Source organism: Salegentibacter echinorum (assembly GCF_900129445.1).
GTDB classification, from domain to species: Bacteria; Bacteroidota; Bacteroidia; order Flavobacteriales; family Flavobacteriaceae; genus Salegentibacter; species Salegentibacter echinorum.
Genome location: NZ_FQVT01000003.1, coordinates 255217 through 271601, shown reverse-complemented (window position 1 = coordinate 271601; position 16385 = coordinate 255217). Strand labels below are relative to the sequence as shown.

Below are 16385 nucleotides of genomic sequence, written 5' to 3'. Positions count from 1 at the left end.
AGAGGCGCAAAGATTTACGTTGAACTCATTTTTTGGCTACTGTTCACTGCTCCTGCCAACTTCATACTGCCTTCACTACCCCCTAATCCTCTTTTTTCTATTGGTTTCGTAGTCTTCAAAGATCATTTCCCCAAGACCCCGAAGTCCTGTGTAGAATGCTTTACCCTGGTTAGCATACGTAAATTCCCGTACAAACTGCATTAGGTAAGGATCTTGTGCAATCATAAAAGTGGTAATTGGAATATGCAGTTTTCTGGCTTGTTTTGCCATATTGTAACATTTCCCAATAATATATGGGTCTAATCCCATACTATTTTTATAATATGAGCCATCACGTTCCCTAATACAACTGGGCTTACCATCGGTAATCATAAAGATTTGTCTGTTAGTACTTCGCTTTCTCCTTAGAATATCCATGGCCAATCTTAACCCGGCGACAGTATTGGTGTGATAAGGACCAACTTTTAAATAAGGTAGTTCTGCAATAGAAACCGGCCAGGCATCATTACCAAAAACTATAATATCCAGGCTGTCTTTGGGGTATCGCGTAGTGATTAATTCGGCTAGTGCCATGGCAACCTTCTTGGCCGGAGTGATGCGATCTTCGCCATAAAGAATCATACTATGGCTAAGATCTATCATTAACACCGTGCTCATTCGGGATTTATAGTGGGTTTCTTCTATCACCAAATCATCTTCGGTCATATTAAAATTTCCAATGCCGTGATTAATCTGCGCATTTCTTAAGCTTTCAGTCACAGAAATTTTATCGGGGGAATCCCCAAATTGAAAATTTCTAAAATCCCCGGTATGCTCATCGCCCCTGCCTACATGGTTGGTTTTATGGCTACCGGAAGCACTTTTTTTCAGCTTACCAAAAATTTGGTCTAAAGCTTGTTTTCTAATGGCGCGTTCGGTCTTAGCCGTAATTGCCATCCCGCCACCTTCATCTTCGCTTTCTTCTTTTATATATCCCTTTTTCTTTAGGTCTTCAATAAAATCGTCTAACGTGTAATCTTTAGTGGTAAGTTTGTACTCTTCGTCTAATTGCTTTAACCAGTCTAAAGCTTCATCTAAATCTCCCGAAGTATGGGTAATTAATTCTTTAAAAACCTCAAATAATTTATCGAAAGGAGATTTATTTGGTTCTTCAAACTTATTAAAGACAAATCCGCTGCCCTGTCTATAATCTTTCTTCTTCATAATCTAAAATTACGGTAAATCTTAGAGAATTTGAAAAATTAAGGCTATAACAGGCGGTAAACTTTTGTTAATCTAACTACGCGGACTTTAGAAGCTGTAATCAGTTCGAAAATTAAGATTGTTATTTTTTCAATAATTCATATACTATTTCAAAACAGTTTTAGACCTTTGCAGGTTATAAAGAAATTATAATTTAAAGGCAATTATTTATAATTATAAACCTCCTTTTACTAAGGATTAAGAATTCAACATTAATTATTAAGATGTTTTAAAACAAAATAAATGGAAATTTCAGAAATAATTATGCTTATTCTCTGCGGAATATTCTTAATACCCACGATTGCTTCTTTAACCCGTTTTGATGTTTGGTGGATTAGAGGATTTGATTTTCCCAGAATTCAAATCTCATTTCTTATGATTGTTGTCTTAATTCTATCGATTATATTTTTCGATTTTTCCAAAATAATCCATATTATCGCTGCAGGTCTTTTGTTCCTGAGTCTGCTATATCAATGCGTCAAAATATTTCCCTATACCTACCTTGCTAAAAAAGTTGTGATGCAGTATGAAGATGGTGACCCCAGTGACAATATCTCTCTCTTAGTAAGCAATGTTCTTACTCCTAACAAGGACTATCATAAATTAATTGAAATTGTAAACCGGCGAAAGCCCGATATTGTACTTACGCTGGAAACAGATAAAGTTTGGGAAAAAGAACTGGAAGTTATAGAGGAAGATTATCCCTATACCGTAAAAGTACCCCAGGATAATCTCTACGGAATGCATCTTTATTCCAAATTAAAGTTAGAGGAAACTGAAGTTCGTTATCTTGTTAAAGACGACATTCCCTCTATTCACGGCTTTGTACGTTTGGAAGATAACTCGAAAATAAGGATACACTGCCTGCATCCCAAACCACCAAGTCCTTCTGAAGCTTTAACTTCTACAAAACGTGATGGAGAATTACTTATGGTGGGACGCGATATAAGAGAACAGGACGATAGCGTTTTAGTATTTGGTGACCTCAATGATGTAGCATGGTCACGAACTACCAGGTTATTCCGAAAAACAAGTAAACTGCTTGATCCGCGCATTGGAAGAGGTTTTTTCAATACTTTTCACGCCGATTATAAATTACTGCGATGGCCATTAGACCACGTATTTCACAGCAATGATTTTACACTTATTGAAATCGCCCGGGAACGTCACGTAGGCTCAGATCACTTTCCTATGTTTATTAATTTAAATTTTGAGCGTAAGGCTGAAGATATTCAGGAAAAACCAGATCCAGAAAAAGAAGAAAAAGAATGGGCCCAGGAAAAGATTGACGAAGCTGAACCACGAGAAAAAGGGGTATGAATTTAGAATCAGAAACTTCGATTGAAACCCCGGCGCTAAATGCGATTATAGAGCATAGAATTAAGAGAAAAGAGTTATGAATTATGGGTTATGGGTTATGGGTTTGGACGTTAAGATTAAAAACTAAATGGAATTTTCCCATTTTTTTAAAAAATGAGATGGCGATTTTTAATTACTTTTAGTCTTGTTTTAAGGCAATATCTTATCATTAATTTTACTTACTCCCTTCACTAATGATTAATAATATTAAACCTAAACCTTTTCAAAAAAATGTGAAATCTCTGAAAGCTCTTTTATTTTGTCGCAATTCGCGGCCGAGATAGGCTTTTCTATAAAGGACTTCACGATGCTGTATTTTTCAGCCTCAAGTTTATCCTTTTTGTTTATAGAAGATGTTACCATAATAATATGATAATTTCCTTTGTGCTCGTGTTCTTCAAGATGATCCAGCAATTCCCAACCGCTCATTCCCGGCATATTTATATCCAGTAATATTAGAAACTCCTTATCTGCATTACGCTCTTTTTCTAAGTATTCTAAAGCTTTTACTGCCTTTTTAAAACTTAGTGGATTTGTACCTATATGATGGTTCACCATCATTTTTTTTTGAATAAAGATGACTATTTGATCGTCATCAATAATTATTACTTCAAGCATTCTTTTTTGTTTTGGGGCAAAAACTGAAACAATGTTAATCTAAATAATCTACTAAAATATTGGTTTAAGATTTTATTTTTTCTGAATCAAGATAATATAAACTTATGAAGGTTTAAAAATAATTTTAACCCTCATATTTGGACAGCATTTTTTTGTCGAACTATTTTGATTCCTCTTCAGCTTTGTTGGCTATATTTCGAATTACATCATCCAGTTCTTTAGCAGATATTAAGACATTATCCAGTATTTCTTCAGCACTGTCTATATCTTCTTTTTCAAGCTTTAATAATTCTATAAGTCCCATAATTTTAGCCAATGGCGCTCTTACCACGTGAGATTGCGTCCAGGCTATCTCTCGCAAACGTTTATTGTGCTGTTCTATTGTATTTATATAATTTCTTCTTTCTGTAATATCCTGCATAGAACCAATAATGCGAATAGGTTTACCTACATGATCACTAATCACATAACTACGATCCAGTATATATTTATAAGTACCGTCTGCACATTTAAAGCGATACTCTAGATTTATCCATTTCTTACCTTTCTGAAAAATCTCCTTCAGGGAATCTTTAAAAACACTTAAATCCTCCGGATGAATTTTACTAAACCACCATTCTCTAGCACTGTCAATTTCTTTCTTTTTATAGCCAAAGACTTCAAAAACATTAGAATTGAAAGTAAAAGTATTTGTCGCTACATCATAGTCTGTAATAAGATCGCTGGTGGCTTTGGCCACGATATTATAGCGCTCAAGACTTTCTTTTAATTTTTGTTCCTGAATTTTGAAATTCGTAATATCCCGGGAGGTCGTTACCAACCCGCCAACAGCTGGATCGGCTCTTAAGTCTGTTACAATAGTTTCCAACCAACGCCATTCTGCGGTTCCTACTTTATATCGATATGAAGGTAACCGAAAACTCTTTACTTTACCTATAAACTTTATTTTACGTTCAATTTCGGGACGATCTTCCCTGTGGATAAATTCTATAGCGTTTTTTCCAATAATCTCTCCAGAATTTATCTGCAGTATGTTAGTGGCACTGGGACTTAAGTAAATATAATTTAATTTTTCATCCAGGATACTTACCAAATCGCTTCCATCCTGAATTATAGCTTTAAATCGCTGCTGACTCAATTTTAATTTTTCTTCAGCTATAACCTTTTCGGTAATGTTATCTACAAGACTAACCCTGGCCTCTTTCCCACCAAATAAAATAGGATTACTCTGTATGGAAATATGTAAGATTTTGTTGCTTTTGGTATAGTGTCTTATCTGTACAGCAAAAGAGGTATCAAGATTTTTTTTCGCTGTTTTTTCCACTTCTTTTTCACTCTCAACCCAAAGATCCCTAACGTTCATACTTAGAAATTCTTCCCGGGAATAGCCATACAATTTTAAAGCTGCTTTGTTTACACTTAGAAAATCAAGGCTTTCCCTATCTAAAACCCACATAGGAAAAGGACTCTCATCATATAGCATTCGATATTTCTCTTCAGATTCGTAGAGTTTTCTCTGGGCTTTCTTTCGTTCCCGGCTATAGTAAATACTTTTAGAAAGTTGGGTAGCATTTAGTTCACTCTTTATTAAATAATCTGAAACACCCCATGCCAGCATTTTTTCAGCTTGTTTTTGTTCTTCCACATCAGTCAAAATAATAAGGGCGGTATTATGGGAAAGGTTAAGAATTTCAATTATTGTGGTTTCAGAAAAGGCTAGCTCCAATAATGACAGATCTAAAAGAATCACATTAAATTTTGAAGTTTTTTTTAAAGTCGCTTTGACCTCTCGCAAACTTGCAACGTGAGATATTAGCGTATTAGAATTTATTTCAAGGAGATATTTTTCTACGGTAATAATATCCCGAGATTTACTTCCAATAATCAAGATTTTTAACTCCTGGAAATCGCGACCCATTAATGAGGCTTTAGTTGTTTTTTAGAATATCATGTAAGAAATATAGGGAAAATTAGATGATAGTTAAAATATCTTTTTCGATAAAGACAATCCGGCACCAAAATTAGGAGCAGCTATTTCGCTAAAATCGGCACCCACTTGAAGGTTGAGATTTACATAATTTTGCAACAAGTTAAGATCCAAATAGGTAGAAAATATATCTCGCGATCTATATCCGGAACCTTTTCCGCCATAATTTTGTCTATAACTTCCTAAAAATCGGTATGGATATTTTTTAAAGGCAAGCCCGGTAAGGCCTAAGTGGTGTACCACTATTTTGTTATTGGCAATTCTAAAGCGATTTTCTCCAAGCGTGATAAAAGGAACACCCATCACTCTATTTTCATAGGTCCATCCAGAACGGTATAGGTTATTATTGAAGTAATTATCAGTACCATCTGATGTAGGGGTGTTTTTACTCTGATTTTTGGTATAATAAAATTCATACATCACGGCCTGAAACCAATCGTTTGAAGCGCGAGGATCTTCAATATAAATCCCATAGCGACCATCGGGTGTATTAGCCAGCTCGGCTCCAGATCCATCTTCAAAAAGATGGTTATAAATAAGTTCTACCCGGTAACCGGCTACAATTGTATTCAGTTTTATTTCATAACTGCCCAGATGGTTGCCCAGTCCATTCACTTCTTGTTCAGAAATATTATCTCCGGCGTCATCTCCTACACCTTTCCCGGTCACGACTTTGGTATAGGCACTAAAATCTGACGGAAGATCTCCAAATTCAGGATGCGTTCCCGCCCATTGCACAAAGTGTTGCAACCCAGCCGATATCTGAAATTTTGGTGAGTGTTTGTACACCAGGTTAAAGCTTTTATGGTGCAACCTGGTATTATCTACGTAGCGTTCATCGTCCATAAGATATTCTTCCCAGGAAGCTTCAAAACCGAGTCCGCGGTTATTCTTAAAAAAAATAGGACGGTTCGTAAAAATTCTAATACCCGGTAAAGGTCTTGAGTTTATAGACCAGAGGATATTTTGATTAGTAGCGCTAAGTCCGCTATAAAGCATTTCCCGTTGTTTTCTTCCTGCAATGATTGAAAGCCAGGTATTGTTAAAAGCGAGATAAGATTCATCTAATTGCAACTCGTCGTGATATCCATCCTGATACAACGCACCTATTCCTGCTTCGAGATATGAATTTGGAGATAGCTGATAAATTGCCGAAGTATTTATTACTCCAGAAAAATTTGTAGTTTCATTGATCCTTCCCCTTCTATTGGAGTGGAACCAAAAAGGAGATTCATCTGCATTATAGAGTAAAGCATTTAATGCTACATTTCCTCCGAATTCAATATTTTGGGCATAATTTGATAGTAAAGGAAACAGCAATAACAGGAGAAATAATCTTAGTTTCATAAGTAGGTGTTAAGAATATTTAAAAAGGTAAAATTCGATTTAAAAATATGTAAATTTATCGTCCTAAAAGACAGAAATGCTATCCATTTTTCAGAAAAAAACATTTTTAGCCGATTTGCTGCCGGGCTTTACAGATTTCCACAATCACCTGTTACCGGGTATTGATGATGGCGCCGATACTGCTACAGATTCTCTAAACATCATTGAAAAGTTTAATGAACTGGGAATCAACAATTTTGTGGCTACCCCACACGTTATGGGGGAGTTTTATCCCAATACCCCGGCAACAATTTTACCTGCTTTAAATAAATTAAAAAATCAGCTATCAAAGGATACCCAAATACAGGTTAGTGGTGAATATATGATGGATCAATTTCTATTAGAGCAATTGGAAGCAGAGAATCTTCTACCCATACTCGAAAAATACCTTTTAGTGGAAATGTCTTATTTTCAAGCGCCAATTAACCTGGAAGAGATTTTATTTAAAATTCAAAATCAGGATCTAAAACCTATTTTGGCACATCCCGAGCGATATGCGTTTTATCATTCCAAATCTTTAGTAAAATATAAAGATTTAAAATCCCGGGGTTGTGATTTTCAATTAAACATGCTCTCGCTTACGCCGCATTATGGAATTGGCATTCAAAAAACAGCTTTTCAACTTTTAGAAAACGGGATGATAGATTATATAAGCAGCGATGCCCATAAAGTTGAACACCTCGAAAAAATTAAAAACATTAAACTAACGAAAAAGCAACACAGTTTATTAGAACCGGTTGTTAATAGGTCTAAATCTTTGTTTGGTTAAAGTTCAAGGTTCAAGGTTCAAACACCGCATCGTCCTTCGTCCTCGCTAACAACAAACAATAACCAGTTGGCAGTCGCAGTATTCAGTAGGCAACTACAACTCACAACTGAAAACTGAGAACTGAAAACCGACAACATCCTATTTACCGGTAAGTTTTCTTTTTATACGGTTCCAACGAGATTCTTTATCCTGTCCGTAGCCATAGCCGTATCCATAGGAATACCCATATTTAGCTCCGTAGGAAAATTTAGAGTAATCTACATCATTTAAAACAATAGCCGGACTCTTGATCTTGCCTTGCTGCTTTAATTCTTTTGGGAAATCCAGCATCTTTTTGTCCGTAACATCGGCACGAACTACATAAAGTGTGGTATCGGCTAACGGACTAATAAGTAGCGTATCTGTCACAATCATGGTAGGCGCAGTATCTACAATTACGAAATCGTATTGGCCTGCTGCATATTCTAATAATTGCTCTAACCGGTCATTCATTAATAATTCTGCCGGGTTTGGAGGTATAGGACCTGAAAGCACCATATCTACTTTAATTCCTGCCTTTTTTTCTAAAGAAATAACGTCTTCTTCAGTTACGTCCAAATCATATAAATAATCTGATAGTCCCTTCGGAGCCGTATCACTTATATGACCATATCTATGCAATTTAGGATTACGAATATCTGCTCCTACCAGTAAAACTTTTTTACCGGTACTCGCAAGTGTACGCGCCATATTGTAGGCGATAAATGTTTTACCTTCACCCTTTATAGTAGAGGTCACAAAAATGACTTCTCCTCTTTCTGTCCCTTTATTTTGAAATAAATAAGCAAGATTCGTTCTTAAAATTCTAAAAGATTCTGCTAATGGTGACCTGTCATTCACTTCAATGCGCTGATCTTCCTGATTTCCAGAAACCCGTGGCACCTCTCCTATAAAAGGAATATGTTTTATTAACTGATTCAATTCCCCTTTATGATGTATTTTGGTGTCCATCATATTTTTGGCAAAAATGATTAAAATTGGAATAATTAAGCCAATTAAAAATCCGCCTACTAATATTAGCCAGGGTTCCGGGGCTACAGAGGATTCTAGAGTATAAGCTGAATCAATTACACGGGCTACAGATGCCGTAGAGGCAAAAGAAATCGCTGCTTCCTCTCGGCGTTGTAATAAAAATAAATAAAGCTGTTCTTTAATCGTTTGTTGCCGTTGAATGCTACGCATTCCTTTTTCCAAACCAGGAAAATTGCTGAATTGACCTTCTGCGAGATCCCCGCGTTGATTTAACTCATTTAGCTGTATATTAAGTGATTGCTTTGTACTTGCTATACTCTCAAAAAGGTTTTTTCTTAATGCATCCAATTGTTCCGTAAGACTTTCTACTATTGGATTTTTTTCAGTTCCCCCTTTTAGGTACATATTACGCTCCATTACCAGAGTATTATAAGAGTTTGCTAACCCAGAGACCCCTCCTTCGCTAATACCTATCTCGGGCAATAACTCATAATCTCCCTGACTACGCAATAATTTCTCTACAGATTTTAGAAGTTCTAATTGAGTCTCCAAGTTAAAAACTTCTTGTTCAGCAGAAGAAACTTTTTGTTGAAACTGGGAAGCCCCACTACCAATGTCCATAATTCGATTCTCACGTTTAAACTGGGCAATTCCTCCTTCTACCGAATCCAGTTCTGTAGTAATCATTTCTAACCGACTCTGGATAAAAGCTGTAGTATTTTCAGCTACTTCTTGCTTATCTTTTATTCCTGCTTCATTAAAACTTTCCATTAATTTATTGAGAAAGTCTTCTGATCTATCAGGACTTTCCTGTACCAAATTTAGCAATAGAATATCTTTAGCTTTACCTTTTTGAACCACCTGCAATTTCGAAATATACTTCGCTGCGACCTCCTTTACAGGTTTAAGTCTAATATTAACTGTGCTGGTTTTACCAAATGTACCTTCCACCCCTCCAGAGCGCGGTAAAATGGTAAATTTCAAACCATTCATTTCAATTATTTCCCCAATTTCATGGGTTTCTGAATACTCCCTACCTTCTTCTTCTAACTTAAAAGATGTATCTGAAATTGGAGTTACAAAAAGATTAATCGATGAATTATTAACTATAGAATCTGAGGTAATAAACTCAATAAAAATAGGACTACTCTTATACGCTTCTACGGTAATCACATTTCCCTCAATAAAGTAACTTATATGGTGGTTTAATTCGTTGACCACACTTTCAACAATTTGCTTTGACTTTAATTTCTCAATGTGGTTTTGAAGACCATCTTCCTCTATAGAAAGAACAGACCTCCCGCGAGATGGCATAGCACTCATCGCATTATTTTGCTCGTCTTGAACAATGAGCAGGGTTGCCTCTGTATTGAATTTGGGAATGGTATAGCGGTTGTATAAATAGGCAAATAAACCACCAACTAAAAAGCCTAATAATATCCATTTCCAATAGGCAAGATATTTAAAAATTTCAGCTTTCAAGTCAAAGTTAGACTCTTCCTTTTCCTCAGTAAAATCGTTTAATTCTTCCATTTAATTAAAGGCTATTTATTAAAAGGTAAAGGCTTATTATTGTAGTTCCCACTGAAATTATCCCCTGATAACTAGTAAAAAAGCCGGCAGATTTTACTGCTTTGTAAGTGGGTTCCACATATACCAAATCATTTTGTTTTAAGTAATAGTACGGACTATCAAATAAATCGGTTTCGGTCATATCGATATAACCAACACTTTTTACACCGTTTACTTCACGAATTATCATAACGTTTTCCCGTTTACCGTTATAGGTAATACCGCCACTCATGGCAATAAGCTCTGGCATGGTTACTCTTCCATCGGAAATTTGAATTCTACCGGCACCACCTACTTCCCCCAAAACTGTTACGCTAAAGTTTACGATACGTACATCTACCACGGGATCCCTCACATATTCTTCGATTTGTCCTTCCAATTTTCGTTGAATTTCGGTTCGGGTAAGACCTTCTACCTGTACCGTACCTAAAACAGGAAAATTTATAGTTCCTGCGGGACTTACTAAATAACCGGTAAGGGATTGACTTTGGCCACCGCCTCCACTACTACGGTTACTCTGCGTATTCATTTGAAAAGGTTTCGTTATTTCCTCATTAACAGATGAAGATGAAACATTAATTCGCAAAACATCGTTTTTTTCTATATGGGGTTCGTAATCCAGAAGGTTTTCTTTCCCATTTAAACTTTGTGCATTATTAAAATAAACTACTTCATCTTTGGTAGCACAGCTTGAAACACTTAATATAATTAAAAAAAGCAGGGTAAACTTTTGAAGACTATTAACCATCCAGTTTCTTTTTGTAAAATTATTCACTAGCTATTTTTTCTTTTTTATCCAGACTTTCAAAAGAAGAGTTGTTACTTTTAAATTCCGGGATGAGTATTTTTAACTTTCTAACCATTTTATCGGCATTTAAACTATTTGCAGACTTGATGATTTTCTCTATTCTTTCACTTACAAATTCGTGGTCTTTCACTACTTCCTGTCCAATCATAATTTTTTTGTGATGGGTAGGTAAGGTTCTACTTTCTTCATTTAAAAGCTCTTCATAAAGCTTTTCACCCGGCCTTAATCCGGTTATTTTTATCTTTATATTCTTATTGGGCTCATAGCCTGCAAGTTTAATCATTTTTATGGCAAGATCCATTATTTTTACCGGTTCTCCCATATCAAAAATATAAATTTCCCCTCCATTCCCCATAGTGCCTGCTTCCAGCACCAACTGGCAGGCCTCTGGAATCGTCATAAAATATCTAATAATATCTGGATGGGTAATTGTTACCGGTCCGCCACGTTCTATTTGTTTTTTAAATAAAGGAACAACCGAACCATTGGATCCCAGAACATTCCCAAACCTGGTAGTGATAAACTTTGTAGTATTAGTGTCTTCCTGCACCTTAGAGTGATAAAGTGACTGCACATACATTTCTGCAGCTCTCTTAGAAGCTCCCATCACATTAGTAGGATTTACTGCTTTATCTGTAGAAACCATCACAAAACGAGAAACCTGATACTTTAATGCCAAATCTGCCAAGTTTTTTGTCCCCATAATGTTTACAAATGCCGCCTCATGCGGATTCTCTTCCATTAATGGCACGTGTTTATAGGCCGCGGCGTGATATATTACATTGATATCCTGATTTTGAAACATAAGCTCCAAACGCCTGTGATTTCCAACATCACATATAATAAATTTGCAATTTAAATTGGGGAATTTGGCATTTATTTCCAGACTTAGACTATGCAAAGGTGTTTCTGCCTGGTCTAAAATGATAAGTTTCTTAGGTTTATATTTAGCAACCTGTCTTACGATTTCACTACCTATCGAGCCAGCTCCCCCTGTTACCAGGATAGTCTTTCCGGTTAATTGTTTTTCTTTATTTTCAGGATTTAAGCGAATAGGCTCTCGCTCTAATAAATCTTCAATTTGTAAAGATTTTACCTTATTAGCGATAGGTTGTTGATCTTCCCCCCAGGTTGAAACAATTGGAGCATTAAAAACCTGGATATTATTTTCTAAACAATCTTCAACAAAATTAAACTTTTCTCCGGCGGTAAAATTATTTTCTGAAAGTACAATCGCATCTGCATCAACGCTTTTTACTGCTTTATGAATTTCTGAGGAATAGTTTATTACCGGTTTATCTAATAAACGTATGCTTTTGTTGTGCTTTTCATTAGTTAGAAAACCTACTATTTTAAAACGCCGGGGTATTTCTATATCAAGTGCCCCAGCAATAGAGATTGCATTCTCATCGGCCCCCAGGATCACCGCTCGCAGCACTTTTTCCTCTCTGCTCACTAATTTAAAATACTCATAAATTTGTTTTACCCCCAATCTAAACAGGAACAATAATGAGAATGAAATACATAAATTAATAAACAAGCCCCCTATTAAAAATATCTTTTCGTCAATTACAAAATAAACAATGTAATTGATAATGGTAAGCGTGAGAAACGAACTAAATGTGGCTAATTGAAGTTTTAGTGCATCTATATTAGAAGAGTATCTTATGATTCCTGCATAAGTTTTAAAAATATAGAAATAAAAAATATGTACTGCTAGTATTAAAAAAGTTTTATCGTAAAAACTAAGTAAGGTATAATAACTGGGAGTAAGATCTATAACAATTAATATAGTAAGCAGAGTGGAAACGGCTACCAGGGATATATCAATAAGATATACCACCCAACGAGGTAGATATTTTATATTTTTCAGGTCCAGAGAGGTGTCTTTTCCCGATAAAATACTTTTAAGCGCACTATTTAGTTTATCTCCAATCATAATTTCAGCTTCTATTGCATCATAAAGTCAGTTAGCACAAATGGCTGCAGTTTAACGATCTGGAGCTCTAAACTTTTAAGACACCAGATAGTGTTTTTATCTTATTTTGAAAAACAAGACAAGATCCTCGCTTTTATTCGAGACCTTTCCTTATCGGTTAAATTAGAACCGGAAGGCAAACAAAGTCCGTTTTGGAAAAGAGCCTCTGCAATTCCTGTTCCATAGAATGGCGCTTCTGCAAAGACCGGTTGCATATGCATTGGTTTCCAGAGTGGCCTGCTTTCAATATTTTCCTGCTCTAAATGCAGTCTTAAATCTTCTCTGGTAATTCCGCCTGTTGCATTCTTATCAACTTCTATCACGCTTAACCAATGATTGGAAAAATAGTTTGAATTTGGTTCAGAATATACTTTAACACCTCTAATACCGGCAAACAAATCTACGTAAAATTGGTGCATTTTTCTTCTGGCACCTACTCTTTCGTCAATAACTTCCATTTGTCCGCGACCTATTCCTGCGGAAATATTACTCAACCTATAATTATACCCAATCTCACTATGTTGATAATGAGGTGCCGCATCCCTGGCCTGGGTTGCTAAAAACACTGCCTTTTCTTTTTGCTTTTGCGTCCCGGTGATTAGCGCTCCTCCGCCCGAAGTAGTGATAATTTTATTTCCGTTGAAAGACAAAATGGCCAAATCTCCAAAAGTACCGCACTTTTGCTCTTTATAAGTACTCCCCAATGCTTCCGCAGCATCTTCAATCACCGGGATTTCATATTCTGAAGCAACTTTATGAACATCATCAACCTTATAAGGAGTTCCGTATAAATGTACGGCAATAATCGCTTTTGGTTTTTTTCCTTTCGCAATACGGTCCTTTATTGCTCTTTCCAACTGCTCGGGGCATAAATTTAGCGTATCTTTTTCGCTATCTATAAAAACTGGTGTGGCTCCAAGATATACAATGGGATTAGCTGAAGCTGCAAAAGTCATACTCTGGCAAATCACCTCATCTCCAGCCTTAACTCCAAGCATAATAAGCGCAAGGTGTAAAGCAGCTGTGCCGGAACTTAGGGCGGCCACAGAAGCCCCCTCGGCCCCCTCCCGACCTCCCGCTAAGGGGGAGGAGAAGAGATACTCTCTAATGTCTTCTTCAAAACCATTTACGTTTGGTCCTAATGGTGCTACCCAGTTCTCTTCAAAAGCTTTATTGACGTAGATTTGCTCATTACCTCCCATATGTGGAGAGGATAACCATATTTTATCTTTACTCATTAGAATATTTTATAATTTTCCCGGGGTTACCAACCACAATCGCATAGTCCGGGATATCTTTTATAATGACGGCTCCAGCACCAATTGAGACCCATTTTCCAATTGTTATGCCGGGAACAATAGATGCACCTGCCCCTATCTGTGTGCCTTCTCCAATTTTTACATTACCTGTTATTGCAGTATTGGGGGCAACGTGTACAAAATCTCCAAGTTCTACATCGTGTTCTACAACAGCACCCGAATTTACAATACAATGTTTTCCTATTCTCGTTCCCGCATTAACCACTGCATTTGGCATGATTACAGTACCCTCACCCAAATTACTAATTGCCGAAACCACAGCAGAGCGATGAAAAACAGCATCGGCAATAATACCTTGAAATTTATTAGTTACTTTCTCTCTAATCTTATTGTCTCCAATGGCAAAAACTGTAGGCAGCCGCAACGCATCACCTTTGGGTTTGTGTATTACTGTATAATTCAGAAATTCTTTTACTTCAGGGTTATCGTCAAAGATAGCATGAATTTCAAGGTCCTGACTCCTTAAGACGTCGAAAATTACTTTACCGTGGCCGCTGGCACCATATATATTTATCTTAGTTCTTTCCATTAAATGCTTCGGTAGTTGCCATATTAGCGGTATTAATTCCTTCAGAAATCAGCACTTTTTTTATAGTTTTAAAAATGATTTTTACATCCAGGCTAAATGAAAGATTCTCCACATACCAAACATCATATTCAAACTTTTTTGTCCAGCTAATGGCATTTCTACCATTAACCTGTGCCCAACCGGTAATCCCGGGACGCACGCAATGTCTTTTCTTCTGTCTTTCTGAATAAAGCGACAAATATTGAGGTAATAAAGGCCTTGGACCTATTAAGCTCATATCTCCTTTAATCACATTAATAAGCTGAGGCAGTTCATCTATAGATGTTTTTCTTACAAAACTTCCTACAGCAGTAAGGCGTTTTTCGTCTGGCAATAATTCCCCCTTCGAATCCCGCTCATCTGTCATAGTTTTAAACTTAATAATCTTAAAAATACGCTCGTTTTTTCCAGGTCGTTTTTGAAAGAAAAAAGGCTTTCCACTATTGGCCAAAGCTAATAAAAGTGTGATAGGAATTAATAACGGACTAAGCACTAATAATGCCATAAAAGCAACAAAGAAATCCAGAAATCGTTTAAAAAATTGTCTGTACATATGGTTGCTAAAAGATTTAATTTGCCGCTTTTTTAGTCGCGCAAAATTAAGATTTTAAATAGGCTTTCTCCAAATTTTTGTATTCCTTTAACAAAACTCGCCAAAACTCTTTACGTTCGTAATATTTACATATTTCTTCACGTGCATTTGTAGCAAGTCGCTCTGTATAATTTTTATTCTCTACAAATAGTTGCATTCGTTTTTTTAAAACCTCATCATCTTTTACAGGAATTATCACGCCATTTATCCCTTCTACAATGATTTCGTTACAACCATTAATATTGGTCACAATAGCCGGCAGATTCATCGCACCCGCCTGCATTACTACATTGGGAAAACCTTCCCTATAACTAGGAAACACCAGAGCATTGGCTATACTAAAATAAGGTCTTACATCTGCCTGATAGCCGGTGGTATAAATTTTATCGTTATTCTTAATAGCTTGAAAAGTTTTATCCCTAAGAGGATCCAATTCCTTTTCAAATGGTCCAACCAACAATAATGAAATAGCTTCTTGTTCTTGCTGAAGCGTTTCAAATGCACTCACAAGTTCATTTATCCCCTTCTCACTCACCAATCTTCCTATAAAAATAAACACAAAATCATCCTGTGCAATTCCAAGAGCTTTTCTTTTATTCTTCGTTTGAACAGCATCAAATTGAGAAGGATCAAAATAAGAGGTATCAATACCATTGCTACTCCCTTTTCCCAACACTTTTAACTTTTCTTCTTTCGCAAATCCCTCCTTTAGAATGATTTCTTCCAACCCTCTCGAGTTTGGAAAAACCTTTGTCGCTAATTTATAGGTAAATTTTTCTACAAAATTTAGCAGTTTTCTCTTCCTCCCGGTAGTTTCCATTAAAGGCAAACCGGCAACGGTATGAATTCTTAAAGGCACCCCGGCCATTTTAGCTGCCAACATTCCTACAATTCCAGCTTTTGGGGTGTGGGTATGCACAATTTCGGGTTTTTCTTTTTTAAAGTACTTATATAGGCGTAAAACTGCTTTTATATCCTGCACTGGGGTAATAGCTCTCGTCATTTCTACCCAAAAGGTTTTGACATCATTATCCCGGCCATATTTCTCGAGACGTTCTTTCTCGGCTGCTACAGCAGTCACTTCATAATACTTATTCATAAAACTAAGTTGACCCTCCAAAAGTTTTTCCAGAGAAAGCGGGATAGTGGTAATGCGTATTAATTTTTTAGGCATAA

The 16385-nt window shown here is 36.3% G+C and carries 13 protein-coding genes; 2 read left to right on the top strand and 11 right to left on the bottom strand.

Annotated features, from left to right (window positions below):
• Positions 1 to 75 precede the first annotated feature (75 nt).
• Positions 76 to 1203 (bottom strand): vWA domain-containing protein, encoded by a 1128-nt coding sequence (locus tag BUA71_RS07210; RefSeq protein WP_072878186.1) that lies wholly within the window; start codon positions 1201 to 1203, stop codon positions 76 to 78.
• A gap of 282 nt (positions 1204 to 1485) precedes the next feature.
• On the opposite strand from BUA71_RS07210, the gene BUA71_RS07205 reads away from it, so the two are divergent.
• Entirely contained in the window at positions 1486 to 2562 is a 1077-nt protein-coding gene (locus tag BUA71_RS07205) for an endonuclease/exonuclease/phosphatase family protein (RefSeq protein WP_072878184.1), read from the top strand.
• A 252-nt stretch (positions 2563 to 2814) separates the two neighbouring features.
• On the opposite strand, the gene BUA71_RS07200 is transcribed toward BUA71_RS07205, so the two are convergent.
• The 3 genes from BUA71_RS07200 to BUA71_RS07190 all read right to left on the bottom strand — a co-directional run bounded on the left by BUA71_RS07200 (position 2815) and on the right by BUA71_RS07190 (position 6553).
• Positions 2815 to 3219, bottom strand: a complete 405-nt coding sequence (locus tag BUA71_RS07200; RefSeq protein WP_072878182.1) for a response regulator — start codon at positions 3217 to 3219, stop codon at positions 2815 to 2817.
• A 160-nt stretch (positions 3220 to 3379) separates the two neighbouring features.
• Positions 3380 to 5137, bottom strand: coding sequence for a PAS domain-containing protein (locus BUA71_RS07195; protein WP_072878180.1), 1758 nt, complete (start codon positions 5135 to 5137; stop codon positions 3380 to 3382).
• Positions 5138 to 5200: 63 nt separating this feature from the next.
• A complete protein-coding gene (locus BUA71_RS07190; protein ID WP_072878178.1) occupies positions 5201 to 6553 on the bottom strand; it encodes a capsule assembly Wzi family protein in 1353 nt (450 codons plus the stop codon).
• A gap of 76 nt (positions 6554 to 6629) precedes the next feature.
• Between BUA71_RS07190 and BUA71_RS07185 the strand changes: the two genes are divergently transcribed.
• Positions 6630 to 7361, top strand: coding sequence for a tyrosine-protein phosphatase (locus BUA71_RS07185; RefSeq protein ID WP_072878176.1), 732 nt, complete (start codon positions 6630 to 6632; stop codon positions 7359 to 7361).
• A 138-nt stretch (positions 7362 to 7499) separates the two neighbouring features.
• On the opposite strand, the gene BUA71_RS07180 is transcribed toward BUA71_RS07185, so the two are convergent.
• From BUA71_RS07180 to BUA71_RS07150, 7 genes are all read right to left on the bottom strand, one after another.
• Positions 7500 to 9905: a GumC family protein gene (locus BUA71_RS07180; RefSeq protein ID WP_072878174.1), complete on the bottom strand. Its 2406-nt coding sequence runs from the start codon at positions 9903 to 9905 to the stop codon at positions 7500 to 7502.
• A 4-nt stretch (positions 9906 to 9909) separates the two neighbouring features.
• Positions 9910 to 10692, bottom strand: coding sequence for a polysaccharide biosynthesis/export family protein (locus BUA71_RS07175; protein WP_072878416.1), 783 nt, complete (start codon positions 10690 to 10692; stop codon positions 9910 to 9912).
• A 19-nt stretch (positions 10693 to 10711) separates the two neighbouring features.
• The gene (locus BUA71_RS07170) at positions 10712 to 12691 is read right to left on the bottom strand and encodes a polysaccharide biosynthesis protein (protein WP_072878172.1); all 1980 of its coding nucleotides are present in this window, start codon (positions 12689 to 12691) and stop codon (positions 10712 to 10714) included.
• Between the two features lie 101 nt (positions 12692 to 12792).
• Positions 12793 to 13968, bottom strand: a complete 1176-nt coding sequence (locus tag BUA71_RS07165) for a DegT/DnrJ/EryC1/StrS family aminotransferase (RefSeq protein ID WP_072878170.1) — start codon at positions 13966 to 13968, stop codon at positions 12793 to 12795.
• On the bottom strand, positions 13961 to 14578 hold the full coding sequence (locus BUA71_RS07160) for an acetyltransferase (RefSeq protein WP_245812550.1): 618 nt from the start codon (positions 14576 to 14578) through the stop codon (positions 13961 to 13963). The genes BUA71_RS07165 and BUA71_RS07160 overlap by 8 nt, the downstream gene beginning before the upstream one ends.
• On the bottom strand, positions 14565 to 15170 hold the full coding sequence (locus tag BUA71_RS07155; protein WP_072878168.1) for a sugar transferase: 606 nt from the start codon (positions 15168 to 15170) through the stop codon (positions 14565 to 14567). Before BUA71_RS07155 ends, BUA71_RS07160 begins: the two co-directional genes overlap by 14 nt.
• A gap of 46 nt (positions 15171 to 15216) precedes the next feature.
• Positions 15217 to 16383: a glycosyltransferase family 4 protein gene (locus BUA71_RS07150; protein WP_072878166.1), complete on the bottom strand. Its 1167-nt coding sequence runs from the start codon at positions 16381 to 16383 to the stop codon at positions 15217 to 15219.
• Positions 16384 to 16385 lie beyond the last annotated feature (2 nt).

Excerpts from the sequence above, each read along its gene's own strand:
- BUA71_RS07210 (WP_072878186.1), bottom strand. The coding sequence starts at position 1,203 with ATGAAGAAGAAAGATTATAGACAGGGCAGCGGATTTGTCTTTAATAAG.
- BUA71_RS07205 (WP_072878184.1), top strand. The coding sequence starts at position 1,486 with ATGGAAATTTCAGAAATAATTATGCTTATTCTCTGCGGAATATTCTTA.
- BUA71_RS07200 (WP_072878182.1), bottom strand. The coding sequence starts at position 3,219 with ATGCTTGAAGTAATAATTATTGATGACGATCAAATAGTCATCTTTATT.
- BUA71_RS07195 (WP_072878180.1), bottom strand. The coding sequence starts at position 5,137 with ATGGGTCGCGATTTCCAGGAGTTAAAAATCTTGATTATTGGAAGTAAA.
- BUA71_RS07190 (WP_072878178.1), bottom strand. The coding sequence starts at position 6,553 with ATGAAACTAAGATTATTTCTCCTGTTATTGCTGTTTCCTTTACTATCA.
- BUA71_RS07185 (WP_072878176.1), top strand. The coding sequence starts at position 6,630 with ATGCTATCCATTTTTCAGAAAAAAACATTTTTAGCCGATTTGCTGCCG.
- BUA71_RS07180 (WP_072878174.1), bottom strand. The coding sequence starts at position 9,905 with ATGGAAGAATTAAACGATTTTACTGAGGAAAAGGAAGAGTCTAACTTT.
- BUA71_RS07175 (WP_072878416.1), bottom strand. The coding sequence starts at position 10,692 with ATGGTTAATAGTCTTCAAAAGTTTACCCTGCTTTTTTTAATTATATTA.
- BUA71_RS07170 (WP_072878172.1), bottom strand. The coding sequence starts at position 12,691 with ATGATTGGAGATAAACTAAATAGTGCGCTTAAAAGTATTTTATCGGGA.
- BUA71_RS07165 (WP_072878170.1), bottom strand. The coding sequence starts at position 13,968 with ATGAGTAAAGATAAAATATGGTTATCCTCTCCACATATGGGAGGTAAT.
- BUA71_RS07160 (WP_245812550.1), bottom strand. The coding sequence starts at position 14,578 with ATGGAAAGAACTAAGATAAATATATATGGTGCCAGCGGCCACGGTAAA.
- BUA71_RS07155 (WP_072878168.1), bottom strand. The coding sequence starts at position 15,170 with ATGTACAGACAATTTTTTAAACGATTTCTGGATTTCTTTGTTGCTTTT.
- BUA71_RS07150 (WP_072878166.1), bottom strand. The coding sequence starts at position 16,383 with ATGCCTAAAAAATTAATACGCATTACCACTATCCCGCTTTCTCTGGAA.